This is a genomic window from Methylobacterium sp. WL6 (assembly GCF_008040095.1).
In the GTDB taxonomy this organism is placed as follows: domain Bacteria; phylum Pseudomonadota; class Alphaproteobacteria; order Rhizobiales; family Beijerinckiaceae; genus Methylobacterium.
This window is the reverse complement of the sequence record NZ_VRVH01000053.1, coordinates 1-22,697: the sequence shown is the minus strand read 5'-3', so window position 1 is coordinate 22,697 and position 22,697 is coordinate 1. Positions and strand designations below refer to the sequence as shown.

The window sequence follows — 22,697 nt, the reverse complement described above, 5'->3', positions numbered from 1 at the left end:
CCTCGATCACCGCCGGGGTCACGTCCACCAGCTCGTAGCGCGCCAGCAGCCCCTCCGGCGTCGACAGCTCCGCCCCCGCCTCCACGGCACGCGCCGTCGGACCCGAAGCCGGAAGAACCGAGCAGCCCGACACCGCGAGCGCAGTGAGCAGGAGCAGAGGGAGGACGCGCATCCAGGATCGCCTGATCGTTTTCAAGGCTTCGACGCCTAGCCGAACGGAAGCCCCCTGTCCGTAGCGGGACGGACACACTGAGCCGCGCAGGCCCGGATCGAGGGTGATGATCCCCGCTGCACACACGAAGCCGTCGCGATCCGATGGTCGAAGGGCAGGGGATGCCGCCCGCCGGAAGCGCGATCTGGTTTTCGCACAAATGAAGCTCTATGGGATGGCAATCGAGCCGCCCCGCGATACATCGCACGACTTGGAAAAACTTCCTCGCTCATGAGGCTGCCCCTCTCCTACACACCGCCGGACTTGCAGGCCGAGCGGCCCGGCACGGTGCGCCGACGGCACGTGTTCTTCATTCCCGGCTACGACCCGGAGGCGCGGACACGCTATCGCCTCCTGTTCGTGCGCGAGCTCCTCCGGCACGCGAAGCGGTTCGGCGATCCGCGGCCCGACATCTCCCCGGCGGTCCTCAGCCCGGACGGCCTCGTCCAGAGCTGGACGGTCGGTCCGGGCCGGGAACCGGGGCGTGCGACGACGTCCTACGACGTGCTGCTCTGGGACGACCTCGTCGCGCGGGATTTCCGCCGGCCGCGGGTCCTGAGCGTCCTGCTGCTGGTCGTCGGCACGCTGCATGCCCTGCTGCGCGGGCTGATCTTCCGGTTCTACCAGCTCAACTGGCTCTACGGGAACGTCGTCATCTACCCGTTCGTCATGGTCGTGCTGCTCACGGCCCTGTCCGCGGCGATCGGGACGATGGTGCACGCCCATCTCGGCGACTGGTTCGGGCACAGCCTCGGCTGGCCGCCCTGGGTCACCCTGCCCCTCGCCGTCGTCGCCGGGATCGCCTGGATCGTCGCGATCGAGGCGCTGCTCAACCGGTTCTTCTTCTGGCAGCTGCTGAACGACTGGGTGTTCAACTGGCAGCACGGAAACGGCTGGCGGCGCGACTACGCGGAGCGGCTCGAGGTGTTCGCCGGCCGCGTCCTGGCGCGGATCGCCGAGGCGGAGGCCCGCGGCGAGCGGCCGGACGAGGTGATGATCGTCGGCCATTCCACCGGCGGCCTCACGGCCGCGGAGGTCGCCGCCCGGATCCTGGCCCGCGCCCCGAAGCTCGGGGCGGACGACATGGCCCTCGCCTTGGTCACGCTCGGGTCCGGCCTACCCCTCGTCGCCGCGCAGCCCTTCGCCGATCACGTCCGCGCCGAGGTCGCCACGCTCATCGCCTCGCGCCGGATCGTCTGGCTCGACGTGCAGGCGCCGCAGGACTGGATGAACTTCCCCGGCTTCAACCCCGTGCTCGACCTCGACCTGCCGCTCGCCGGCGGCCCGATCGCCAACCCGCTGGTGCGCTCCGCGCAGGTGCGGGACATCCTCACGCCGGAGACCTACGCCAAGGTCTGCCGGAAGCCGTTCCGGATGCATTTCCAGTTCCTAATGTCGAACGAGCGGCCCGGCCCGTACGACTATTTCCGGATGGTGCTGGGGCCGCAATTCCTCCGCGACCGGGCGGTCCGCCCGATCGTCGCCGACCTTCAGCCCGGCCTTCGAAAGGGCGCCGGCTGAGACGCGGCCGTTCCCCCCTCGGGCGGGCGGCGTGCTATCCGTCCGCTGCGATCCCGCCGCCGAACCCGAACCCGGAGCCGCAGCCCCGTGAGCCCGTCCCGATCGAACGACCAGGCGGGGCGGCCCGCCGCGCAGGTGCTCGTGGTGATGGGGGTCTCGGGCTCGGGCAAGAGCACGGTGGCCGCGCTGGTCGCCGAGCGGCTCGGCTGGATCTTCGTCGACGGCGACAGCTTCCACACGCCCGAGCACGTCGCCAAGATGCATGCCGGGCTCGCCCTCGACGACGCGGACCGGGCGCCCTGGCTCGCCTCGATCGCGGTCTGGATCCGGCACCGGCTGGAGCGGGGCGAGTCCGGCGTGATCGTGTGCTCGGCCCTGCGCCGCGCCTATCGCGAGGTGCTCACCGGCGGCTCGCGGCGGGTGCGGATCGTCTACCTCGACGGCAGCCGGGCGCTCATCGCCGGCCGGCTCGCCGGTCGTCACGGGCATTTCATGGCGCCGGCGCTCCTCGACAGCCAGTTCGCGATCCTGGAACCGCCGACCGCCGACGAGCACCCGATCGTCGTCGGGATCGACGATCCCCCCGAGACGGTCGCGGAGCGGGTCGTCGCGCAGATCCACGGAACCGGAAGCGAATCCGCATGAGCGCACGGCGCATCGACCTCGTGATTTCGGACGTCGACGGCACCCTCGTCGGCACCGACAAGAGCCTGAGCCCGGGGACGATCGCGGCGGTGGCGCGCCTGCACGCCGCCGGCATCGGCTTCACCGTGGCGTCCGCCCGCCCGCCGGTCGGCCTGCGCGGCCTCGTCGAGACCCTGGCGCTCCGCCTGCCGATGGGCGCCTTCAACGGCGCGACGGTGGTCGGCCCGGACCTCGCCGTGATCGAGGAGCGGCTGATCCCGGAGGCCACCGCCCGGGATGCGGTCGACCGGCTCGTCGCCGCGAAACTCGACGTCTGGGTCTTCGCCGACGGCTCGTGGAGCCTGCGCGACCCGGCGGGGGCCTATACGGACCTCGAGCGCCGGACCCTCGATGCCGAGCCGAACGTGGTCGCCGACCTTTCCCCCCTGCTGGGCCGCGCCTCCAAGCTCGTCGGCGTCAGCCGGGACCACGCGCACCTGGCCGCCTGCGAGGCCGAGATCGGCGGCGCCCTGGAGGGCCGCGCGGTCGTGCACCGCTCCCAGGCCTACTACCTCGACGTGACGCCGCCGGGCATCGACAAGGGCGGCTTCGTGGACTGGATGGCCCGGCATCTCGGCATCGCGCGCGACCGCATCGCCACCTTCGGCGATGCCGGCAACGACGGGGCGATGTTCGCGCGCAGCGGGGTTTCGGTGGCGATGGGCAACGCCGAGGACGCGGTGAAGGCGGCGGCCACCGACCTCACCGACACCAACGACGCCGACGGCTTCGCCGAGGCGGTCGATCGGCTGATCCTGCCCTGAAGCCCGGAGGGCGACGTCTGTGGCATGCCGGGCACAGGTCGGCGCCCCCGGTCTCGTCGCCCACCGGCGACCGCATCCGAGCCGCTTTCCGGCCTCATTTGACCCCGACCTAGCTTGACCAGAACAAGCGGGACCGGGTCTTCAGGATGCATCGACGCCTTCTCCTCGCCGCAGCTCTGGCCGTCGTGACCGTCCCGGCCATCGCGCAGGGAGCCCGCGACAACATCGATGCGCTGATCGAGCAGCACGCGAAGGCGAACGGCGTCCCGGCGAGCTTCGTCCACGCGGTGGTGAAGCGCGAGAGCAACTACAACCCGAAGGCCAAGGGCGGCAGCGCGCTCGGGCTGATGCAGATCAAGCCCGCCACCGCGCGCAGCCTCGGCTACCAGGGCGACGCCGCCGGCCTCCTCGACCCGGCGACGAACCTCAAATACGGCGTCGCCTACCTCGCCGGCGCCTACCGCACGGCACAGGGCAACATCACGCAGGCCTACGGCTACTACAATCGCGGGTACTATTACGCGGCCAAGCGCCAGGGCATCTCCACCGAGGTCGCCTCCGTGGTCGCCCCGGTCGCCGCCTCGGCGAGCGCGGTCGCGAGCCTGTTCACCGGCGCCCCCCCGGCCGACCCCAACCTCGCCGCCGCCAACGTCGCCCTGGCCTATGCGCCGCCCGCGGCCGCAGCACCGGCCGAGACCGTCGCGGTGCCGCTGCCGCCCCGTCGCCCCGCGGCCTTCGGCGCCGGCGATTCGGTTGAGATGGCGAGCCTGCGGCCGACGCAGGATCCGGCGGCCGATCAGCCCCAGGCCGATTCGGCCGGCGCGGCCCAGACCGTCTCGGTGCCGCTGCCGCCGCGCCGGCCCGATGCCTTCGGCGCCCCGGTCCAGGTGGCCAGCGCCGACCTTTCCAACCTGACCCTCGCCGCGACGCCGGCAGCCCCAACGCCGGCCGCCGCCACATCGGTCGATCCGGCGGCGGACACGGTGGCGGTGCCGCTGCCGCCGCGCCGGCCTTCGGCCGAGCGTCTCGCCGCCGTCGTACGGCCCGCGGCGCCCCGCAGGACACTCGCCGGGGAGCCCGTCCTCGAAGCCACCGCACTCACCACCGAGTGAGAGAACCGGGCACATCGCGCGGGAAAACCGCACCCGTTGTCCCTACAACGATCGGCGCGCCGGGTTGACCGCGGGACCGCAGCGCAACACATACGGGGCGTCGGACGAGAGGACCGGTGAGGCGGACGCGTTTTGCGTCGCAGCATCGCAACCGCTCGAATTCCTTGAGACGAACAATCATGCACCGAGGGCAGGGGTGCGCCGGACGTCTCGCGAGAGATCGGGCGTGACCGCGTCATGGCCGCCCTCACGCGAGGTTCGCGGCGCATGACTTGCGTCGGGATGGCCGAGAGGCCGGTCTCGCGCTTGGGATCAATCGGAAAGCGGACGACGCCATGGCCGGCGCGGTGGAACAAGAATCACTCTTCCTGAACGACCTCGGTCGTCGGGTCCGCCATGCGCGCACGGTTCGCGGGCTGTCGCGCAAGCTGCTGTCGCAGACGTCGGGCCTGTCCGAGCGCTACATCGCCCAGCTCGAGGGCGGGCAGGGCAACGTCTCGATCATCCTGCTGCGGCGCGTCGCCGACGCCATGGGCGTGCGCCTCGACGACCTGATCACCGGCAACGACGCGATTCCGGATTGGCCGGTGCTGCGCGACCTGCTGGGGCAGGCTTCGCCAGCGCAGATCGCGGCCGCCAAGGAAGCGCTCTCCGGCGGCCCGCGCGACGGCAGCATGCCGCGCCCCCGCGTGGCGGTGGTCGGCCTGCGCGGTGCCGGCAAGTCCACGCTCGGGCGGATGACCGCGGAACGCCTCGGCTGGCCGTTCATCGAGCTCAACGCCGAGATCGAGCGCGAGAACGCGCTCTCGGTCCAAGAGATCTTCGCGATCTACGGGCAGGAAGGCTATCGCCGGCTCGAGCAGGCGGCGCTGCGGCGCCTGACCGAGCATCCCGGCCCGCTGGTGCTCGCGACCAGCGGCGGCATCGTCGCCGAGCCCCTCACCTACGACCTCCTGCTGCAGGCGTTCTTCACCGTATGGCTCAAGGCGCGGCCGGAGGAGCACATGCAGCGGGTCCGCGACCAGGGGCACCTCGCCATGACCGGCGACCACGCCTCGGCGATGCTGGAGCTGCGAGCGGTGCTCGCCAGCCGCGAGCCGCTCTACGCCCGCGCCTCGGCGACGGTTGACACCTCCGACGTCCCCGTCGAGGTGATGGTCGATCGCCTGACGCAAACGATCGAGGCGCGCTTCCAGGCGCAGGCAGCGACCGCCTGAGGGTTGCAATGCCGTGCCCGGCGTCTCGCGACGACCCTTGATCGAGGGCCGGCGCCACCCCAAGCTTTCGGCGTGCGTCGGGCGACGACCGGGCATCGCCGGTCCGCAACCGACCCGTGATCATCCGTGACCCGGCGCGACCCGGCCAGGGCGCCCCGGCGCCGACCGGCCATCGGGCTTCGTCCCGCGCCACCGAGGAGCATACCATGACTGGCAGTCACGCCCTCGGGCGTCCCGTCGCCGACGGGCTCGCCGGCACCGTCGATCCGGTCTGGTCGCGCCTGCGGGCCGAATCCGGGGCGGTGATCCGCGACGAGCCCCAGCTCGCGTCCTTCATCGTGGCGACGATCCTCAACCATACCAGCCTGGAGGGCGCGGTCTCGCACCGGGTCGCCGCAAGGCTCGGGCATCCGGCGCTGCCGTCCGAGCTCGTGGCGCATGCCTTCCACGAGGCGATCCAGGCGGACCCGCGCATCGGCGAGGCGTTCCGGGCCGACATCGTCGCGGTGATGGATCGCGATCCCGCGACCAGCCGCGCGATCGAGCCGGTGCTGTACTTCAAGGGGTTCCACGCCATCCAGGCCCACCGGCTGGCGCACCACGTCTGGAACCAGGGCCGGCGCGACCTCGCCCTCTACCTCCAGAGCCGGTCGTCCGAGGTGTTCCAGTGCGACATCCATCCGGCGGCGCGGATCGGGCGGGGCGTGTTCCTCGACCACGCCACCGGCCTCGTCGTCGGCTCTACCGCGGTGATCGAGGACGACGTCTCGATCCTGCATGCGGTGACGCTGGGCGGCACCGGCAAGCAGGGCGCCGACCGCCATCCCAAGATCCGCCGCGGCGTGATGATCGGCGCCGGCGCCAAGATCCTCGGCAACATCGAGGTCGGGGAATGCGCCCGGGTCGCCGCCGGCTCGGTGGTCCTGCGTCCGGTTCCGGCCAACACCACGGTGGTCGGCGTGCCGGCCCGCGTCGTCGGCACCGCCGGCTGCGCCGAGCCCGCCCGCGCCATGGATCAGCTCGTCAGCATCGACCAGTTCATCCACATGGCCGAGGGGATCTGACGCGGGCGGGCCGCCGCGCTTGCTCCACCGCCGAGGGCGTGGCAAGCGGTGGCCCGGCCGCCGGGCGGGCCGCCGATCACGGCGCGCATCGCCGAAGACACTCTGCATGAAGAACCCGAAAGGCTCGACAGCGTGACCAAGCCCGAAGTCGCGAAGCTGCAGGACTACCTGCGCCGCAAATTCGCCAATGCCAGCATCCGCATCGTGGCACTGAAGAACGGCGATTCCGCCGAGGTCTACATCGGCGAGGAGTCGATCGGCGTGATCTCCGACGACAAGGAGGACGGCGACGATTCCTTCGTGTTCCGGATGGCGATCCTCGACATCGACCTCGAGGAAGAGGCCTGAGGCCGGCGTCTCGCCTGTGCACGAATTAACGCTAACCCGCACAAATGCTTAACGCTTCGTAAACATCCGGGCTAGACTGCACGCATCCTCGGATGGAGTGCGCGCGTCATGGTCCTCGCCCCCGCTGCCCTCGATACGATCCGGACGCTCTGCGTGGGCTTGGCCCTGTCAGGTTTGCTCGCGAGCGCGTTCGAGTTGTGCACGACGCGCCGCGCGAGCTTCAACCTGCTCGGGCTCGGCGGCGTCACCGCCGTCGCCGCGCTGCCGATGCTGGCCTTCGGCGCTCCGTTCATCATCCTGCGCAACACCCTGCGCGGGCGCCGGATCGAGGGGCGCCCGATCCCGTTCGTGATGCTGGCGACGATCATCGCCTGCGGCTGGGGGCTGCTCTCGGGCCGCGTCGCCCTCGACCTCGCGGCCCTCGTCGTCGGCGCCTGAGCCGGGCCGTCAGCGGTTGGCCGTCGCCACCGGCGACGCGCCGCCGTCGAGCGTCACCCACGCCCGCCCGTCCTGCCCCTCGCGCTTGATGTAGGCGTATCCGGTGTTGCGCCACGACAGGATCGTGTTGGTCTTGTTGTCGAGGATGAAGTCGCCGCGGTCGGTGCGCACCATCAGCACCGCGTGGCCCTCGCCGATGTCGTCGATCACCACGGTCATCCGCAGGGCACGCCGGGGAAGCCCGCGCTCGATCAGCATCCGGCGCTTGAGCAGCTGGTAATCCTCGCAATCGCCGAACCCGTCATCCGGGAAGTCCCAACGGTCGACGACGCCCCAGTGCGCTTGGTCGGTGATCGGCCTGATCCGTGCGTTGACCCGGCGGTTCACGCTCGCCAGCGTCCGCCACAGGGCGGTGTTCATCGCGATGGTCGCCGGCTCGCGGGTGTCGACGTCGCATTCGGCCGGCATGCGTCGGCAGAACTCGGTCCACGCCGCCACCGGCCGCGCCGCCGGCCCGGTCTCCACGGCGGTGGCCGCATCGGGCGGGAGGGCGGCGATGCGCGGCTGGGTGGAGGCACCCCCGATCATCAGGATCGTTCCGGCGAAGCCCAGGGCCGCGGCGCGTCCCGTGCGCCGCACCGCATCGCGCCATCGGATGCCGCCGAGGGCACCTGCCGCCTGGACAACCGCGTGCCGCATGCTCGATGCTCCGCCCTGCCGAAGCGCCCAAGCTGGCACGCTCCGGTCGGCGGCTCAATCGAAATTTAAGGGCGAATTAACCACGTCGGCGGCGAAAGGTTCCGATCCCGCGTGGTGATGTAAGGGCGCCACCCGCACATGCGCCATGGGTATGCGTGCCCTGCACGGTCGATCAGCCCTTGATTCCGGCGTGATTCGCGGCTTGAGACTGTGACACCGGCGTGACGGCGTGCCGGTGCCATGGGATCGGCATTTGAGGGTCCCAGCAAGACGCCGGCCAACGCGCCGCCAGGGATCATCGCAACCGTGTCGCAACCGCCCATCCATCTCATGATCCGGGCTCTCGCCGAGAACGGCGCCCCGGGGGCGATCGACATCGCCCAGCACGCGGTGGAGATGTTCCTCGCCGCCTCGCCCACCGACGCCGACCGCGCGCTCGCCGTCGACATCCTCCTGCGCGATCTGGCCAGCCTGCGCGGCGTCGCCCCCCACATCACCGCCTTCATTGGGCGGATCGAGATGCAGCTCGGCCGGATCCGCCGCGACGCCCTCAAGCGTCCGGCGCAGCGGCCCGTGCCGGCGGATGCCGAGATGACGGAAGAACCCGTCCCGTCCGAGGTCGAGGCCGAGCCGGCGCTCCAGGCCGCCTGAGCCTCAGCGGTTGGCGGTGGTGACCGGGGAGGTGACGCCGCCGAGGGAGACCCAGGCGACGGCGTCCTGGCTCTCGCGCTTGATGAAGGTGTAGCCGGTGCGGTGCCAGGGCAGGATCTGGCTGGTCTTGTTGTCGAGCACCAGGTCGCCGCGGTCAGTGATCAGGGTGAGCACGGCGTGGCCCTCGCCCTTCTCGTCGATGACCACGGTCATCCGCATGGCGCGGCGCGGCAGGCCGGCCTTGGCCAGCAGGCTGCGCTTGAGCAGCTGAAAATCCTCGCAATCGCCCGAGCCGTCCTCGGCCAGGTCCCAATGGTCGGGAACGCCGAGGTGGTCCATGTCGGTCACCGGCGTCACCGTAGCGTTGACCCGGCGGTTGACGGCCTGGATCGTGTTCCAGATCGCCGGGGTCATGGCGATGCGGGCGGGCTCGGCGGGGTTGACCGCGCACTCGGCCGGGTAGCCCTGGCAGAAGGCGACCCAGGCGAGGATCGGCTTGGCGACGCCGACCGGCGCGGCGGCGATGGTGGGGGCGGGCAGCGAGGCCAGGGTCTGCGCCGCGACCGGGGCGACGGAGGGGGCGAGAAGCGCGAACAGCCCGAGGCCGAGCGCCCGGATCACCGTCCCCTTGCTGCTGAACACCCGGCCCATCGCCACAACCCTCCGTCGATGGAGGCAGGATGGGGCCGCTCGCCCTCCGCGGCGCTGAAGCCGATCCGCGCAATTTTATCGATTCCCCGGCGCGACCGGACCGGCTCGCAACAGCCCGAACCGGACGCTGTGCCGACGCCGCGGATTGTCGGCATCGCGTTGAGGATCGGGAAACCTTGTGCCGCCGGATCGCGACCGCCCGATGTCGCAGCCGCACGCCGATGGCGAATCGGAGCGAACGCCGCGGGCGTGAGTCGGCCCCTCGCAGCGCTGGCCGGTGTCGGGTCGGGTCGGTGGCGCGCCTGCGATGACGGCATCGCTCGGGATCGGCCGATCGCGCGACGCGACGCGCGTGCCGGTCGCCGGCGATGGCGGCTGTCCGAGGTCTCGGGCGCGCGGCGTCTACAGCGTCATGCCGTCGTGGAAGCGATCGGGGGAGAGCGGCAGCATGAACTGGACGCCGAACCCGCCCTCGAAATAGCGCACGAGCTTCCCCGGCGTGCTGCCGATCGTGACAGTCGCGCCGAGCGGGGGAACGTTCAGGCTGGCCAGGGCCACGCCCGACATCGAGATGTCGATGACCCGCGCCTTGATCTCGCGCCCGCTCTCCAGACGCACGATCACCGCCGGCTGCTTGGGCACGACGCGCTCGTGGGTCCGGCCTTCCGGCAGGCCGAGGATCTCGCGGTTGGCGAGCCAGGTGAGCTGCGAGGCGATCTTGTCGCGCTTGCGCGGCGTCGCCGAAAGCTGCACGGCGAATCCCCCCGGCGGATGCCGGGCGATGACGCCCTCGATCCGGCCGATATGCTCGAGGTACAGCACCACGCGCTCGCCGAGCTCGCCCACGACCGCGCAGGTCAGGCGGACCCCGCCGGGCGACATGTCGACAGTCTGGCACGGGTATTCGCGGCGATCCGACAGCATGTAGCGACCGAGCAGCGCCACCGGCACGCGCTGGTGGCGGCGCAGATCGGAGGCCTGCGCGAGGCGCAACGTGGTCGTTCCCACTGGTGTCTGCGCCGTGTTCATTCCGAAGCCGGCTCGGTCCGTTGGTGATCGGACTCAAAACCTAACGCGGTCTCGTTACGAAACCCTTTTTTTCGGATGACGCAATCTCAGGTCAGATTCGGCCGCCGCGGTGGACCAGGAGATGGCCGCGACGGAAGGGGCTGCCGTCGTTGGCCGGCGGGGGGAGGGCACCGAACGAGCCGGCCTCCGAGGCGAGGATCGCGAGGCCGGCATCGCCGTCGGCCGAATCACCCCGAAACAGCCCGGCCTCGGGCCGGTTCAGCACCCGGAGCGAGAGCGTGTCGAGGCGGACGAGCGGCCGCAAGCCGAGCCAGGCCGGCGGGCTCACCGGGCTCAGGGTGCCGAGCGCCCGCGCCTGGGTGCGCCCGCGGTGGCGCAGCGGCAGGAGCAGGAACTCGAGGTCGATCGCCTCGCCGGCGCTGTTGGTGCCGCGCAGCCCCGCGACGACGCCGAGCGCGTCGTGCGCCACGATCTCGACCATCCGCCAGGGGTCGGCGGGCGCCGTGCCCCAGAGATCGGACAGGTGCGAGGCGCGCAGCTCCCGCCCGAACAGGGCGCAGACCCGGGTGCCGGCGAGCCGGAGGGTCGCGGTCCGGTGCGGCATGTCGATCTCGAGGATCAGGCTGTCGGCCAACAGGTGGCGGATCTCTCCCGGCTCGATCTCGGCGCGCTCCGGCGCACAGCGCTGGCCGCGGATCCGATCCCAGTAGCTGTGGAGCATGCGGCTCGTCGGATGCTTCATGAGTGTCCCGGAACGATGCACGGCGGCGTGACGATGGGTGCCGCTTCGGAACACCTGCGATCAGGCGCGATGCATCCGGCGGCAGTTCGAGACCCACGGCGCACAGCCTATGCCCGCGGCCGCGGCCAAGCTCGCGCAACCCTTCGTTAAGGTTAAGAAGAGGTTGACGTTGCGTGACGCGCGCCACCGCACGACAGTAATCACGACAGCGTAACGGCTCGGGTTCGCCCCGCGCCGGCCACGCCTCCGGGTCGCCTTTGCGAGGGGCACGGAGGGATCGGGCGCTCGGCGCCCCGCCGTCTCCTGGTCCGGACGGCGCCCGAACCCGATGCGGGCTCGGAGATCCTTCGCTTCAGGGAGGGGGCCCATCACCGGGCCGCCTCCCTTTTTTTGTTCGCCGACCGGCATTCCGGCCGCCGCCGTCGCCGCAGGCCCTTGCCCCGCGGGCCGCCGCGCCGACATGTGGCGCCATGGATGCCTCGCCCGATCTGCCGCGCCAGGGCCGCGTGCCCGTCTTTAACATGCCGGGCGTGGTCACCGTCTCGATCGGCCTCCTGCTCGCGATCCACGCGGTCCGCGAGATCCTGCTGCCGGACAGCTGGGACATCCGCCTGGTCCTCGACCTCGCGCTGGTGCCGTCCCGCTGGACGACGTGGCTCGACCCGGCCCAGGCCGACGCGGTGATGCGGGCGGCGAGCGAGGTCGGCGACGCCCAGTTCGCGGCCGCGCGCGAGGCCTTCGCCCGCTACGTGCTGACCGATCCCGGCCCGTACCTGTGGAGCTTCGCGACCTACGGCCTGCTGCACGGCTCGTGGATGCATGTGATCTTCAACACCGTCTGGCTCGCCGCCTTCGGCTCGCCGGTAGCGCGGCGCTGCGGTGCCTGGCGCTACGGCCTGATCGGGCTCGCCGGGACGGTCGCCGGCGGCGCGCTGCACGTGGCGATCGACCCGCTGAGCACCGCACCGCTGATCGGCGCCTCGGCCGGCGTGTCGGCGCTGATGGCGGCCGCCGCCCGCTTCGTGTTCCAGCCGCCGCTGGCGGGCTACGGCACCCAGCCCTGGCAGCTGCCGCCCCGGCGGCCGGTCGAGACGGTGCCGGAGCTCCTGCGCAACCGCACCGCGGTGACCTTCCTGGTGATCTGGATGGCGACGAACCTGCTGTTCGGCCTGATCAGCCTGCCGCTCGGCGCCGAGAGCGCCGCCGTCGCGTGGGACGCGCATCTGGGCGGCTTCGTCGTCGGCTTCCTGATGTTTCCGTTCGTCGATCCGCGGGAACCGGTCGCGCAATAGTCCCGGTGCGGGCGGGCACGACTGTTTCGCTGCCGGTCTCGGCCGGCGAGATCAGCATTGGCGTAGCGAACGGACCCCCGAGACGGTCGTGCCCGGCCTTGCCATGACGCGGCATCCGCCACACACTCGCGCGGAGCGCAGGCGCGATCCGGGATCAACCCGGGCACGTCGCGGTCGGCGCGCACCGTGGCTGACGGCGCGCGCGGCTTCACCTCCTGGGAGGGATCTTCATGACCATCGCACGCATCCTCGCCGAGAAGGGCGGGGACATTGTCACCATCACCCCCGAGCGGACCCTCGACGAGGCGATCCACCTGCTGGCCGAGAAGCGGATCGGCGCCCTCGTGGTCACCCACGGCGACGGGTCGGTCGCCGGCATCATCTCCGAGCGCGACATCATGCGGGCGCTGGCCAAGCTCGGCGGCGGCGCCTTCGATGCGCCGGTCTCCGCGCACATGACCGCCGAGGTCGTCACCTGCAAGCGCGCCACGACGGTGGAGGACGTGATGCAGCTGATGACCGACGGGCGCTTCCGCCACGTCCCGGTCTGCGAGGACGGCCGCCTGGTCGGCCTCATCTCCATCGGCGACGTGGTCAAGCGCCGGATCGCGGCGGTCGAGGCCGAGCATCAGGCGATGCGCGACTACATCACGATGGCCTGAGGCCGGATCGGGCCGCGTTCATCCGCGGGCGGGGTCGAGGGTGACGTGCCAGAGGTCGGCATCGGCCGCGTCCTTCAGCGTCACCGTCATCTGCTCCGTCCGCCCGTCGACGGCGACGTGGCCGAAGAACTGGTAGCCCGCCGCCGGCGACAGGTTCGCCTGTCCCTCCGGCGGCGCCTTCACGAAGCGCAGCTGCGGCCCGAACGTGTCGTCGAGCTTGTTCGGGCCGAACGTGCCCGCGTGCAGCGGGCCGGAGACGAACTCCCAGAACGGCTCGAACTCCTGGAAGCGGGCCTTGTTCGGATCGTAATGGTGCGCCGCCGTGTAATGCACGTCGGCGGTGAGCCACACCGTGTTGCGGATGTTCGCCGTCTTGATGAACCGCAGCAGGTCGGCGATCTCGAGCTCGCGCCCGAGCGGCGGCCCGTCGCCCTGCGCCACCGCCTCCGACCCGAAGCTCCGCTCGGGATCGTAGGTGACGACGAGCCCCAGCGGCATGTCGGCGGCGATCACCTTCCAGGTGGCGCGCGACTCCGCCAGCGCTCGCTTGAGCCAGGCGAGCTGCACCGGCCCGAGGAAGTACGAGTCCGGACCGTAGCGGGTCTCGCGGTTCTCGCCGTTCGGCCCGCGATACGAGCGCATGTCGAGCATGAACACGTCGACGAGGGGGCCGTAGGCGATCTTGCGGTAGACGCGGCCCGGCTCGGCCGGCTCGAAGCGCATCGGCATGTATTCGTGGAAGGCGCGGGACGCCCGCACCTCGAGGGCCCGCACGTTCGGGTCGGCGTACGTCTTCCTAAGGTGCTCGGCGCGGGTCAGCGGCTCGCCGGGCCACCAGTTGTTGGTGACCTCGTGGTCGTCCCACTGCGCCAGGATCGGCACGGCCGCGTTCATCGCCAACACGTTCGCGTCCGTCAGGTTGTACTTGTAGCGACCGCGGAACTCGGCGAGCGTCTCGGCCGGCTTCGCCACCGACTCGGTGACGCGGTTGCGCCAGAGGGTGCCGTCCAGCAGCGTCACCTCGGCTGCGATCGGCCCGTCGGCGTAGATTGTGTCGCCGGAATGCAGGAAGAAGTCCGGGCGGTTGCCCAACATCGCTTTGTAGATCGTCATGCCGCCGCGGGCCTCGTCGATGCCCCAGCCCTGGCCCGCCGTGTCGCCGGACCAGCAGAACGAGACCGAGCGGCGGTCGGCCGGCGCGGTGCGGAAACGGCCGACCTGGGCCGGCCCGCGGATCGTCGGGGCGGCCAGGTCTTCCAGACGGATCCGGTAGAGGATGTCCTGTCCCGGCGGCAGATCGGTGAGCGCGACCTTCACGGTGCCGTCGGTTTCCGGCAGCGCGTCGGCGACCGTGCCGCCGCGGATCTCGGAAAAGCTCTCGGTGGTGGACCATTCGACGATCGCGCGGCACGGCCGGTCGGCACGCGCCCAGACGATCGCGGAGTCGGAGCCGACGTCGCCCGATTGCAGCCCGTGGGTGAGGATCGGCCGGTCGGCGGCGCGGCTGAGGCCCGGCCTGGCGAGGCCGGAGGCGAGCCCGACGAGCCCGGCCCCGCCGGTCAGCAGGAGTTGGCGGCGGCTGGACACCATCGGGTCGGCTCCTTGCGGCGGGCGGGCACGGTGCCGATCCCCGACGTGAGGCCGCATCGCAGGCCGACACGACAGTTGCGTGACGTATCAGGCCCGCGCGGCCGCGGCCTGCACCATCGCCCGGATGCGGGGCAGGGCGGCCCGCGTCGCCGCATGGCCGGCGGCGATCCCCTCGGCCGCCCGGTGGAATTCGAACTGGCCCATGGCGGCGAGATCGGGCCCGATCGCGCAATCGGGCGGGTCCCGCTCGAGGCGCGCGCGGGAGATGCGGTCCTGCGTGATGTTGAACGCATCGAACATCACCCGGCCGATGCCGGGCCCGGACGGCGCGACCCGGCGGTTGCGCAGGCCGGCGAGCAGGTTCCAGCGGCGTGCGCCGACGGCGGTGACGACCTGCTCGACCGGATCGACCGCCTCGGGCTCGATCACGCCGCCCCGCAGCCGCGGATCGCAGGCGAGGTTCACGCCGATGACGAGGTCGGCGCCCATCGCGCGGGCCAACGATACCGGCACCGGGTTGACCAGCGTCCCGTCCATCAGCAGGCGCCCGTCGCGCTCCACCGGCGCGAACAGCCCGGGCAGGGCGTAGGAGGCGCGCAAGGCTTCGATCAGCGACCCGCGGGTGAGCCAGACCTCATGCCCGGTGCCGAGCTCGGTCGCGACCGAGGCGAAACCCACGGGCAGGTCGTCGACGAGGCGGTCGCCGAGGTCGCGCACCAGCCGCCGGCGCAGGCGGTCGCCGCCGATCAGGCCGGAGCCCGACAGGCGCGGGTCGAGAAGGCCGAGCACCCGGCGGCGGGTGAGGGAGAGCGCGAACTCGGCCAGCGCGTCGAGCTTGCCCGCCGCGAAGCAGCCGCCGACCACGGCGCCGATCGAGCAGCCGGCGACGACCGCCGGATGGATGCCGGCCTCGTCGAGGGCGCGGATCACGCCGATATGCGCCCAGCCCCGCGCCGCACCGCCGCCGAGCGCCAGCCCGATCCGCGGTTCCCAGGGCGCCGCGTCACGGGTCGGCTCGACGGTTCCGGGGGCGATCGCGGCGGGTGCGGCGTGCCGCAGCAGGGCGTGCGCGCCGCTCATGCGCCGGCGGGATGCAGAACCGCGCGGCCGTCGGGATCGAGGGTGACGCCGCGGTAGAAGCACGCCCGGCGCCCGGTGTGGCAGCAGCCGCCGTCGCCGCCGACCGCGACGGTGATCAGCAGCGCGTCCTGGTCGCAATCGGTGCGCATCTCGACGACGCGCTGGATCTGCCCCGAGGTCGCGCCCTTGTGCCAGAGCTCGCGGCGCGAGCGCGACCAGTACCAGGCCTCGCCGGTCTCCAGCGTGCGCTGCAGGGATTCGGCGTTCATGTGCGCCAGCATCAGCACGCGGCCGTCCTGCGCGTCGACGGCGATGCAGGCCACGAGCCCGTCGCGGTCGAAGCGCGGGGTGAAGGCCGTGCCTTCCTCGACCTCGGCACGGCTACCGGGCGGATCGAACGGGACCATGGACGACCATCTCCGCGCGGAGCGCCTGAACCTTACGCCTTCCCGCCGCGGACCAGCGTCAGGAACCGCACCTGCTCGCTGGCATCCTCGCGGAAGGCGCCGCGGAACTGGGTGGTGATGGTCGAGACGCCCGCCTTCTGCACGCCGCGCATCGCCATGCAGAGATGCTCGGCCTCGACCAGGACGGCGACGCCGCGGGGCTTGAGGATGCTCTCGATCACGTCGGCGATCTGCGCTGTCATCGTCTCCTGCGTCTGCAGGCGGCGAGCGAAGGTGTCGACGACGCGGGCGAGCTTCGACAGGCCGACGACGCCCTTGGTCGGATAGTAGGCGATGTGCGCCAGCCCCATGAACGGCACCATGTGGTGCTCGCAATGGGAGTAGAACGGGATGTCGCGCACCAGCACGATGTCGGAATAGCCCTCGACCTCCTCGAACACCCGCTCGAGCAGGGCGTCGGCGTCGACGTCGTAGCCGCCGAAGAGCTGGCCGTAGGCCTTGACCACGCGGGCCGGGGTGTCGAGCAGCCCCTCGCGGTTCGGGTCGTCGCCGGCCCAGCGCAGGAGCGTGCGCACGGCGGCCTCGGCCTCCTCGCGGCTCGGGCGCGCCAGCGCGATGCCCTCTGGCACGCGCGTCGCGGATGCGGGCTTTCTGGCAATGTCCTTCGTGGCGTCCTCCGCAACCTCCAGCGCGGCCGTCTCGGCACGGCGCTCGGCGAGGCTCGCCACCACGCGATCGTTGTCGTTGCGCATGACGCTCAAGCTCGGCTCGGCCTCGGGAACGGGCCGGCTGGCGCCGTAGGACAGGGATTTGAGCGCGGCATCCATGGCATCTCCAGCCCGCGCCACACGGGCCTTCATCGTGGTACTGTCCGGCTTGGCATACATGCGGTCGAACCGTCTCGGAGCCCGGAAGGCTCCGGGCCGGCGCCCCGGTTGTTACGGTGTCCGTGGCCGTGGGCGCGACCCTGGTCGACGAGCCGCCTCCTCGCGAAACGGCGTCACGCGGCCTATATCGTCGTTCTTGCACGATCGCGCAATGCACGGCGCGCGGGGCAGGCCCGGACCGTCCGGGGACGAAGCGCGGTGATCGCACGGATCGACCGCGCGACGATCGAAACCGAGGACAAGGATCGGCAGGCGCCCATGCTCGACGACATCTACAACCGGCGCATCCTCGAACTCGCCGCCGACATCCCGCGGCTCGGCCGGCTTCCCGCGCCGGACGCCAGCGCGACGGCGCATTCGAGGCTCTGCGGCTCGACGGTGACCGTCGACCTCGTGCTCGGCCCCGACGGGACGGTGGCCGATTTCGCCCACGACGTGAAGGCCTGCGCGCTCGGCCAGGCCTCGTCCTCGCTGATGGGGCGGCACGTGGTCGGCTCCAGCCCCGGCGAGCTCCGGGCGGTGCGCGAGACCATGCGCGCGATGCTGAAGGCGAACGGCCCGGCTCCGGAAGGCCGTTGGGCCGACCTCTCCGTGCTGGAGCCGGTGCGCGAGTTCAAGGCGCGCCACGCCTCGACTCTGCTGACCTTCGACGCGGTGGTGGACGCCCTCGACCGGATCGAGGCCGGCAAGCAAGCCGCCGCCTGACGCGATGCTGCGGCGGGCCGCCCACGTCGCGATCCGCGGCTACCAGCTCACACTGTCGGGCCTCGTCGGCCGTCAGTGCCGGCACTGGCCGAGCTGCTCCGAATACGCAGACGCGGCGATCGCCCGGCACGGGCTCTGGCCCGGCGCCTGGATGGGGTTTTCGCGGATCTGCCGCTGCGGCCCCTTCGGCACCCACGGCATCGACCTCGTGCCCGACGCGTTGCCGCCGCGGGCGCGCTGGTTCCTGCCCTGGCGCTACGCGCGCTGGCGCGGGGTGAACGCGCCGGAAAACCCGTTTTCCTGCGATGCGGTCGAGGCCTCGGACGGACTGGCCCGGGTGGCGGCATCAGACCGCGGCTGAAGCGCCGCGGGCCGCGCCCGGCGAACCTGCGGCGATGCCGGCCTTGCCAGCCGGTCACGAACCGCCGCACACTCCGAGACCAGAACGACGCCAGCGTCGCCCCCGGCCGCAAGGCCCGACAATCGAGACGGAAACTCCATCGGCATGAGTCAGGGCTCGTCCGCCACCTCCCTCGACGACGGCATCGTCGCCACCGCCGAAAGCTGCCTCGCTTCCGTGGGCCAAGCGCGGGAGGCGATCCACGGGGTGATCTTCGGGCAGGAGAAGGTCGTCGACCTCGCCCTCGTCACGATCCTGGCCGGCGGCCACGGCCTCCTCGTCGGGCTGCCGGGCCTGGCCAAGACCAAGCTCGTCGAGACGCTGGGCACGGTGCTCGGCCTCGACGCCCGCCGGGTGCAGTTCACGCCCGACCTGATGCCGTCCGACATCCTCGGCACCGAGATCCTGGACGAGGATGCCGACCGGCGCCGGTCGTTCCGCTTCGTCAAGGGCCCGGTCTTCACCCAGCTCCTGATGGCCGACGAGATCAACCGGGCGAGCCCGCGCACGCAGTCGGCGCTGCTGCAGGCGATGCAGGAGAACTTCGTCTCGGTGGCCGGCGAGCGCCACGACCTGCCGCGGCCGTTCCACGTGCTGGCCACCCAGAACCCGATCGAGCAGGAGGGCACCTATCCGCTGCCCGAGGCGCAGCTCGACCGGTTCCTCCTGGAGATCGACGTCGGCTATCCCGACCGCGCCGCCGAGCGCCGCATCCTGATCGAGACGACCGGCATCGCCGACCAGGGCGCCAAGGCGGTGATGTCGACCGACGCGCTGCTGACCGCGCAGCGCCTCGTGCGCCGCCTGCCGGTGGGCGAGGCGGTGGTCGACGCGATCCTCGACCTCGTCCGCTCGGCCCGCCCCGACAGCGGCGATCCGCTGGTGAAGGGCAAGCTGATGTGGGGGCCGGGCCCCCGCGCCAGCCAGGCCCTGACCCTGGCGGCGCGTGCCCGCGCGCTGATCGAGGGCCGCGTCGCCCCCTCGATCGCCGACGTGAAGGCTTTGGCCGAGCCGGTCCTGAAGCACCGCATGGCGCTGAGCTACGCCGCGCGCGCCGACGGCGATACCGTCGAGGGGCTGATCGCCAAGCTCGCCGAGAAGCTCTAGCGCGTGGCGGCCGCCCGCGCCCTCGAAGCGATCCCGCGCGTCCCGGGCCGGCGGGAGAACGAGGGCGCGGTGGCGCTCTCCGACCGCATGCCGCGGCTCGTGCTGGAAGCCCGCCGCGTCTCGTCGATGCTGGCGCACGGGCTGCACGGCCGTCGCCGCGCCGGGCCCGGCGAGAGCTTCTGGCAGTTCCGGCCCTTCGTGAACGGCGAGGCGGCGGCGCGGATCGACTGGCGCCGCTCGGCCCGCGACGACCGGCTCTACGTGCGCGAGCGCGAGTGGGAGGCCGCCCACAACATCTGGCTCTGGATCGACCGCTCCGCCTCGATGGGCTTCGCGTCCGATCTCGCGCAGGCCGCGAAGGTCGAGCGCGCGCTCGTCCTCGGGCTGGCGCTCGCCGACGCCTTCGTCGACGGCGGCGAGCGGGTCGGGCTGCTGGGCCTCACCCGCGCGACCGCATCGCGGAAGATCGTGGAGGCGATGGCGCAGGCGCTCGTCGCGGACGTGCCCGGCCTGACCCAGGACCTTCCGCCCCGCGCGGCCCCCGCCCGCTTCGACGAGGTGATCCTGATCAGCGACTTCCTCACCCCCCTCGACCTCGTCGCCGCGGCCGTCCAGGAAATCGCCGGCCGCGGCAGCCGCGGCCACCTCGTCGTCGTCGCCGACCCGATCGAGGAGACGTTTCCGTTCGCGGGACAGGCGGTGCTGCACGACCTCGAATCCGGGTTCTCGCTCGACGTCGGCGACGCCGCCGCCTGGGGCGACGCCTATCGCGGGCGCATCCGGGCGCACAGGGCCGGCCTGTCCGAGATCGCCCGCGGCATCGGCTGGACGCTGACCCTGCACCGCACCGACCGCCCCGCGAGCGAGGCGGCGCTTCGCCTCGCGACGCTGGTCGCCGCCGCCCGCGGCACGGGCTAGGAGGGCGTCGTGCTCGGATTGACCTTCGCCGCCCCCTTCGCGCTCGCCGCGCTGATCGGCCTGCCCGCCCTGTGGCTGCTGCTGCGGGTGACGCCGCCGCGCCCCCGCCGGATCGATTTCCCGCCGCTCAAGCTCGTCGCCGACTTGGCTGCGCAGCGCCAGACGCCGGCGCGGACGCCGCCCTGGCTGCTGATCCTGCGCCTGCTCGCCGCCGCCAAGAGCCGCTACGGCTACCCGTAGGATCTAAGCACATGATTGGTGCGACGGGGGATGTAACGGGCGATGGCGACCCGTATTCAACGCATCAACGCAATATGGGGCGAGACCGAGCGGATTGCGGCGAATCCGAGCCTCCGCATGCTGGCGCCCATGACCTACCGCCCCGCCGTCGGCGGGTCGCCGCACCGGGTCGTCGCGGTCGACGACCCTGCGGTCGACGAAGATGGCGGCGGGACGCTTCCAGCAGCGTCGGACGGATTGTATATCCTCATCGATGGAATGACCGGACATTACGGGCATTTCATCGTTGACGTCCTCTCGCGCCTGTGGCCGCTGGTCGGCCGGGAGCCGGGCCCGGTTTGACTCGTCTGCCAGCCTGAGCATGGCCGGTCGTACTGGGAGCGCCACCCGTTCCTCGCCGAGATGATCGACGGCCTCGACTTGACCCTCGACGCGGTGGTGAGCTTCTCAGATCCCGTCATGCTGCCGCGGGTGGCAATCCCGGAGCCGAGCTTCCGGAGCTTGCAGAGCGCCCACGCGGTGTTCGGCGACCTGTGTCGCACCATCGGGCGTCGCCATTGGACCGAAGCCGAGGTCGATACAGTCACGCGACCGGCCTATTTGTCGAAATCGCGCCTGCCGACTGGGGTTCAACGCCTCGTGAACGAGAGCAACCTTGTGGCCGCGCTGGAGCGCCAGGGCGTCGATATCTTGTACCCTGAGACGATGAGCTTCGCCGAGCAGGTCAAGCTCTTCGCCCAGAGACGGGTCGTCATGGGGCTGACTGGCTCGGCCTTCCATACCGCGCCGTTCTCGGCGCCGGCGCGGCGGACCATCGCCTTGTCGGGGATGCTGCACCTGCACGCAAACTACATCCTGTTCGATGCCATCAACAGGAACCACGCGCACTACTACTTCACACCTGGCACGACGACCTTCGCGGAGAATGGGTTTGGGGTCGGCTGGAAGATCCCCGACCCTGGTCGCGTCGCCGAGCAGATGGCACGTCGCGCCGAGAACATCGACTGGATCGAGCGCTACGATGTCGAGGTCGAGGCCGAGGCGGAGCGCCGCGGGCAAAGCCTCACCGGACGCCTGCACCGGCTGCGCCGGAGCCTGCTGGCGCGATGGAAACCCGGCTGAAGGTGGCGCCGCATCGCCGAACCGCGGATAACCGAAGCAGGCGCATCCGCACTGGGACGCGCCTGCAGTCACCGATTTCGACGGGGCCGCCGTCAGCCGATGGGACGGAAGCTCAGCGGCCGCCGCCGCTGCCGGTCGAGCCGATGCGCGAGGGCTGGCCCTCGTTGCCGGAGGCGGCCGAGTCGGTGGCGATGCCGTCGGCGGCGCGGCCGGTCGGCGAGTAGGTGGCGGCGCCTTCCTCGCCGGTCGAGTTGGTCTGGCGCGTGACCACGCCCGGCGCGCCCGGCGGCACGACGACGGTGGTGCCGGTCGGCGTCTCGATGACCTGGGCGAAGGCGGGGGCGGCGACGCCGAGCGCGAGGGCGGCGGCGAGGGTGAGCTTGATCATGGGGGTGGGGCCTGGACGAGGGGACGGCGCATCGAGCGCCTGAGCCCGGACAACGTCGATTGCGCGCAATCGGTCCATGCGCGCGCGCGATGGACGTTATGTCGCCGCCCGGTGCGGAAGGGGGAAACCGCGCCGCCGGCGCCTCGCCTCCGGCGGCGGAGCGGCGCTCAGGTCACGAAGAGCGGGTTCAACCCGGCCTTGTGGAAGCCGTCCTCGGCGATCTTCAGGTCGAGGCCGTAGGAGGCGACGTCGTCGGCGACGGGGTCGAGCGCCGGGTCGCGGTGCTGGTGCAGGTGCTTGATGTAGCTGTGGCAGGTGCCGCAGGTTTCGACCTGGATGTCCTTCGAGAGCTCGTCGAGGCTCTGGTAGGTGATCGCCTCGCCCGAGCCGCAGGCGGTGCAGCGGATGCGGACGTGATTCCACTGGCTGCCGCAGAGCGAGCAGGCGAGGTAGCGCGCCTTGTCGGCCGGGGTCCAGGCGACGATCAGGCTCGCCACGGGAGCGCCGCCGCAGGCCGGGCAGACGCCGTCGGCCACCGGCTTCAGCGCCGACCGGTCGAGGCGGGCGGCGGCCTCCGACAGGCAGAGCTGGAGCGCGGCCGCGACGAACACGCATTCGGCCATGCGCTCGACCGGGAACGCGCCCTCGAACACCTGCACGCCGAGATCAAGGCGATCCTCCGGCGATGCGGATCGCAGCGCCGCCGCCGCGGCGTGGGCGGCCGGCGGCGCTGCTATCCGCATCGCCGGAGGATCGCCTTGATCTCGG

The 22,697-nt window shown here is 71.7% G+C and carries 27 protein-coding genes and 2 pseudogenes; 18 read left to right on the top strand and 11 right to left on the bottom strand.

Going from position 1 to position 22,697, the window contains the following annotated elements; genetic code table 11:
• Positions 1-172, bottom strand: a pseudogene (locus tag FV230_RS30685) (sugar transporter); the annotation flags it as partial.
• A 270-nt stretch (positions 173-442) separates the two neighbouring features.
• Here FV230_RS30685 and FV230_RS10210 point away from each other — a divergent pair.
• From FV230_RS10210 to FV230_RS10175, 8 genes are all read left to right on the top strand, one after another.
• The gene (locus FV230_RS10210; RefSeq protein WP_147842288.1) at positions 443-1,732 is read left to right on the top strand and encodes an alpha/beta hydrolase; all 1,290 of its coding nucleotides are present in this window, start codon (positions 443-445) and stop codon (positions 1,730-1,732) included.
• 147 nt (positions 1,733-1,879) lie between these two features.
• The gene (locus tag FV230_RS10205; RefSeq protein ID WP_147842290.1) at positions 1,880-2,377 is read left to right on the top strand and encodes a gluconokinase; all 498 of its coding nucleotides are present in this window, start codon (positions 1,880-1,882) and stop codon (positions 2,375-2,377) included.
• A complete protein-coding gene (locus FV230_RS10200; protein ID WP_147842287.1) occupies positions 2,374-3,180 on the top strand; it encodes a Cof-type HAD-IIB family hydrolase in 807 nt (268 codons plus the stop codon). The genes FV230_RS10205 and FV230_RS10200 overlap by 4 nt, the downstream gene beginning before the upstream one ends.
• Before the next feature lie 146 nt (positions 3,181-3,326).
• Positions 3,327-4,292, top strand: a complete 966-nt coding sequence (locus FV230_RS10195) for a transglycosylase SLT domain-containing protein (protein ID WP_147842286.1) — start codon at positions 3,327-3,329, stop codon at positions 4,290-4,292.
• A gap of 311 nt (positions 4,293-4,603) precedes the next feature.
• A complete protein-coding gene (locus tag FV230_RS10190) occupies positions 4,604-5,509 on the top strand; it encodes a helix-turn-helix transcriptional regulator (RefSeq protein ID WP_281406289.1) in 906 nt (301 codons plus the stop codon).
• Positions 5,510-5,715: 206 nt separating this feature from the next.
• A complete protein-coding gene (gene cysE / locus FV230_RS10185; RefSeq protein WP_147842285.1) occupies positions 5,716-6,573 on the top strand; it encodes a serine O-acetyltransferase in 858 nt (285 codons plus the stop codon).
• Between the two features lie 132 nt (positions 6,574-6,705).
• Entirely contained in the window at positions 6,706-6,921 is a 216-nt protein-coding gene (locus tag FV230_RS10180; protein ID WP_147728559.1) for a DUF3126 family protein, read from the top strand.
• Between the two features lie 108 nt (positions 6,922-7,029).
• Positions 7,030-7,359, top strand: a complete 330-nt coding sequence (locus FV230_RS10175; protein ID WP_147842284.1) for a hypothetical protein — start codon at positions 7,030-7,032, stop codon at positions 7,357-7,359.
• Between the two features lie 9 nt (positions 7,360-7,368).
• On the opposite strand, the gene FV230_RS10170 is transcribed toward FV230_RS10175, so the two are convergent.
• Positions 7,369-7,947, bottom strand: a complete 579-nt coding sequence (locus tag FV230_RS10170; protein ID WP_243932336.1) for a transglutaminase-like cysteine peptidase — start codon at positions 7,945-7,947, stop codon at positions 7,369-7,371.
• A gap of 417 nt (positions 7,948-8,364) precedes the next feature.
• Between FV230_RS10170 and FV230_RS30680 the strand changes: the two genes are divergently transcribed.
• Positions 8,365-8,709: a hypothetical protein gene (locus tag FV230_RS30680; RefSeq protein ID WP_243932331.1), complete on the top strand. Its 345-nt coding sequence runs from the start codon at positions 8,365-8,367 to the stop codon at positions 8,707-8,709.
• 3 nt (positions 8,710-8,712) lie between these two features.
• On the opposite strand, the gene FV230_RS10160 is transcribed toward FV230_RS30680, so the two are convergent.
• From FV230_RS10160 to FV230_RS10150, 3 genes are all read right to left on the bottom strand, one after another.
• Positions 8,713-9,360 carry a transglutaminase-like cysteine peptidase gene (locus FV230_RS10160; protein ID WP_147842282.1) on the bottom strand — a complete coding sequence of 216 codons (648 nt, stop codon included), beginning with the start codon at positions 9,358-9,360 and terminating at the stop codon, positions 8,713-8,715.
• Between the two features lie 402 nt (positions 9,361-9,762).
• Positions 9,763-10,389, bottom strand: coding sequence for a PilZ domain-containing protein (locus FV230_RS10155; RefSeq protein WP_147728270.1), 627 nt, complete (start codon positions 10,387-10,389; stop codon positions 9,763-9,765).
• 91 nt (positions 10,390-10,480) lie between these two features.
• Complete coding sequence (locus FV230_RS10150; RefSeq protein ID WP_147728269.1) at positions 10,481-11,131, bottom strand: PAS domain-containing protein; 651 nt, start codon at positions 11,129-11,131, stop codon at positions 10,481-10,483.
• A gap of 470 nt (positions 11,132-11,601) precedes the next feature.
• On the opposite strand from FV230_RS10150, the gene FV230_RS10145 reads away from it, so the two are divergent.
• Complete coding sequence (locus tag FV230_RS10145) at positions 11,602-12,423, top strand: rhomboid family intramembrane serine protease (protein ID WP_147842281.1); 822 nt, start codon at positions 11,602-11,604, stop codon at positions 12,421-12,423.
• A gap of 230 nt (positions 12,424-12,653) precedes the next feature.
• Positions 12,654-13,085, top strand: coding sequence for a CBS domain-containing protein (locus FV230_RS10140; protein WP_147728267.1), 432 nt, complete (start codon positions 12,654-12,656; stop codon positions 13,083-13,085).
• An 18-nt stretch (positions 13,086-13,103) separates the two neighbouring features.
• Here FV230_RS10140 and FV230_RS10135 read toward each other — a convergent pair whose 3' ends face one another.
• The 4 genes from FV230_RS10135 to folE form a co-directional block, all read right to left on the bottom strand.
• Positions 13,104-14,675 carry an alkaline phosphatase D family protein gene (locus FV230_RS10135; RefSeq protein ID WP_147842280.1) on the bottom strand — a complete coding sequence of 524 codons (1,572 nt, stop codon included), beginning with the start codon at positions 14,673-14,675 and terminating at the stop codon, positions 13,104-13,106.
• Positions 14,676-14,762: 87 nt separating this feature from the next.
• Positions 14,763-15,755 carry a patatin-like phospholipase family protein gene (locus FV230_RS10130; protein WP_147842279.1) on the bottom strand — a complete coding sequence of 331 codons (993 nt, stop codon included), beginning with the start codon at positions 15,753-15,755 and terminating at the stop codon, positions 14,763-14,765.
• Positions 15,752-16,162, bottom strand: coding sequence for a phosphoribosyl-AMP cyclohydrolase (gene hisI / locus FV230_RS10125; RefSeq protein ID WP_147728538.1), 411 nt, complete (start codon positions 16,160-16,162; stop codon positions 15,752-15,754). Before hisI ends, FV230_RS10130 begins: the two co-directional genes overlap by 4 nt.
• Before the next feature lie 32 nt (positions 16,163-16,194).
• Positions 16,195-17,049, bottom strand: a complete 855-nt coding sequence (gene folE / locus FV230_RS10120; protein ID WP_147842278.1) for a GTP cyclohydrolase I FolE — start codon at positions 17,047-17,049, stop codon at positions 16,195-16,197.
• Positions 17,050-17,307: 258 nt separating this feature from the next.
• Between folE and FV230_RS10115 the strand changes: the two genes are divergently transcribed.
• From FV230_RS10115 to FV230_RS10085, 7 genes and pseudogenes are all read left to right on the top strand, one after another.
• On the top strand, positions 17,308-17,754 hold the full coding sequence (locus FV230_RS10115; protein ID WP_147842289.1) for an iron-sulfur cluster assembly scaffold protein: 447 nt from the start codon (positions 17,308-17,310) through the stop codon (positions 17,752-17,754).
• Between the two features lie 4 nt (positions 17,755-17,758).
• Positions 17,759-18,115, top strand: coding sequence for a membrane protein insertion efficiency factor YidD (gene yidD / locus FV230_RS10110; RefSeq protein ID WP_147842277.1), 357 nt, complete (start codon positions 17,759-17,761; stop codon positions 18,113-18,115).
• Positions 18,116-18,259: 144 nt separating this feature from the next.
• Positions 18,260-19,261: a MoxR family ATPase gene (locus tag FV230_RS10105; RefSeq protein ID WP_147728534.1), complete on the top strand. Its 1,002-nt coding sequence runs from the start codon at positions 18,260-18,262 to the stop codon at positions 19,259-19,261.
• Between the two features lie 3 nt (positions 19,262-19,264).
• Positions 19,265-20,179 (top strand): DUF58 domain-containing protein, encoded by a 915-nt coding sequence (locus tag FV230_RS10100; protein ID WP_147842276.1) that lies wholly within the window; start codon positions 19,265-19,267, stop codon positions 20,177-20,179.
• A gap of 9 nt (positions 20,180-20,188) precedes the next feature.
• A pseudogene (locus tag FV230_RS10095) lies at positions 20,189-20,395 on the top strand (BatA domain-containing protein); the annotation flags it as partial.
• Positions 20,396-20,461: 66 nt separating this feature from the next.
• Entirely contained in the window at positions 20,462-20,761 is a 300-nt protein-coding gene (locus tag FV230_RS10090) for a glycosyltransferase family 61 protein (RefSeq protein ID WP_147842275.1), read from the top strand.
• 60 nt (positions 20,762-20,821) lie between these two features.
• The gene (locus FV230_RS10085; RefSeq protein ID WP_147842274.1) at positions 20,822-21,541 is read left to right on the top strand and encodes a glycosyltransferase family 61 protein; all 720 of its coding nucleotides are present in this window, start codon (positions 20,822-20,824) and stop codon (positions 21,539-21,541) included.
• Between the two features lie 112 nt (positions 21,542-21,653).
• Here FV230_RS10085 and FV230_RS10080 read toward each other — a convergent pair whose 3' ends face one another.
• Both FV230_RS10080 and FV230_RS10075 read right to left on the bottom strand, forming a co-directional pair.
• Positions 21,654-21,929, bottom strand: coding sequence for a hypothetical protein (locus FV230_RS10080; RefSeq protein ID WP_147842273.1), 276 nt, complete (start codon positions 21,927-21,929; stop codon positions 21,654-21,656).
• A 167-nt stretch (positions 21,930-22,096) separates the two neighbouring features.
• Positions 22,097-22,672 carry a formate dehydrogenase accessory protein FdhE gene (locus tag FV230_RS10075; RefSeq protein ID WP_246694813.1) on the bottom strand — a complete coding sequence of 192 codons (576 nt, stop codon included), beginning with the start codon at positions 22,670-22,672 and terminating at the stop codon, positions 22,097-22,099.
• Between the last annotated feature and the right edge of the window lie 25 nt (positions 22,673-22,697).

Excerpts from the sequence above, each read along its gene's own strand:
- FV230_RS10150 (WP_147728269.1), bottom strand. The coding sequence starts at position 11,131 with ATGAAGCATCCGACGAGCCGCATGCTCCACAGCTACTGGGATCGGATC.
- FV230_RS10130 (WP_147842279.1), bottom strand. The coding sequence starts at position 15,755 with ATGAGCGGCGCGCACGCCCTGCTGCGGCACGCCGCACCCGCCGCGATC.
- FV230_RS10155 (WP_147728270.1), bottom strand. The coding sequence starts at position 10,389 with ATGAACACGGCGCAGACACCAGTGGGAACGACCACGTTGCGCCTCGCG.
- FV230_RS10195 (WP_147842286.1), top strand. The coding sequence starts at position 3,327 with ATGCATCGACGCCTTCTCCTCGCCGCAGCTCTGGCCGTCGTGACCGTC.
- FV230_RS10135 (WP_147842280.1), bottom strand. The coding sequence starts at position 14,675 with ATGGTGTCCAGCCGCCGCCAACTCCTGCTGACCGGCGGGGCCGGGCTC.
- FV230_RS10090 (WP_147842275.1), top strand. The coding sequence starts at position 20,462 with ATGGCGACCCGTATTCAACGCATCAACGCAATATGGGGCGAGACCGAG.
- FV230_RS10205 (WP_147842290.1), top strand. The coding sequence starts at position 1,880 with ATGGGGGTCTCGGGCTCGGGCAAGAGCACGGTGGCCGCGCTGGTCGCC.
- hisI (WP_147728538.1), bottom strand. The coding sequence starts at position 16,162 with ATGGTCCCGTTCGATCCGCCCGGTAGCCGTGCCGAGGTCGAGGAAGGC.
- FV230_RS10200 (WP_147842287.1), top strand. The coding sequence starts at position 2,374 with ATGAGCGCACGGCGCATCGACCTCGTGATTTCGGACGTCGACGGCACC.
- FV230_RS10115 (WP_147842289.1), top strand. The coding sequence starts at position 17,308 with ATGCTCGACGACATCTACAACCGGCGCATCCTCGAACTCGCCGCCGAC.
- FV230_RS10085 (WP_147842274.1), top strand. The coding sequence starts at position 20,822 with ATGATCGACGGCCTCGACTTGACCCTCGACGCGGTGGTGAGCTTCTCA.
- yidD (WP_147842277.1), top strand. The coding sequence starts at position 17,759 with ATGCTGCGGCGGGCCGCCCACGTCGCGATCCGCGGCTACCAGCTCACA.
- FV230_RS10170 (WP_243932336.1), bottom strand. The coding sequence starts at position 7,947 with ATGATCGGGGGTGCCTCCACCCAGCCGCGCATCGCCGCCCTCCCGCCC.
- FV230_RS10075 (WP_246694813.1), bottom strand. The coding sequence starts at position 22,672 with ATGCGGATAGCAGCGCCGCCGGCCGCCCACGCCGCGGCGGCGGCGCTG.
- FV230_RS10160 (WP_147842282.1), bottom strand. The coding sequence starts at position 9,360 with ATGGGCCGGGTGTTCAGCAGCAAGGGGACGGTGATCCGGGCGCTCGGC.
- FV230_RS10175 (WP_147842284.1), top strand. The coding sequence starts at position 7,030 with ATGGTCCTCGCCCCCGCTGCCCTCGATACGATCCGGACGCTCTGCGTG.
- FV230_RS10105 (WP_147728534.1), top strand. The coding sequence starts at position 18,260 with ATGAGTCAGGGCTCGTCCGCCACCTCCCTCGACGACGGCATCGTCGCC.
- FV230_RS10210 (WP_147842288.1), top strand. The coding sequence starts at position 443 with ATGAGGCTGCCCCTCTCCTACACACCGCCGGACTTGCAGGCCGAGCGG.
- FV230_RS10145 (WP_147842281.1), top strand. The coding sequence starts at position 11,602 with ATGGATGCCTCGCCCGATCTGCCGCGCCAGGGCCGCGTGCCCGTCTTT.
- FV230_RS10080 (WP_147842273.1), bottom strand. The coding sequence starts at position 21,929 with ATGATCAAGCTCACCCTCGCCGCCGCCCTCGCGCTCGGCGTCGCCGCC.
- FV230_RS10140 (WP_147728267.1), top strand. The coding sequence starts at position 12,654 with ATGACCATCGCACGCATCCTCGCCGAGAAGGGCGGGGACATTGTCACC.
- folE (WP_147842278.1), bottom strand. The coding sequence starts at position 17,049 with ATGTATGCCAAGCCGGACAGTACCACGATGAAGGCCCGTGTGGCGCGG.
- cysE (WP_147842285.1), top strand. The coding sequence starts at position 5,716 with ATGACTGGCAGTCACGCCCTCGGGCGTCCCGTCGCCGACGGGCTCGCC.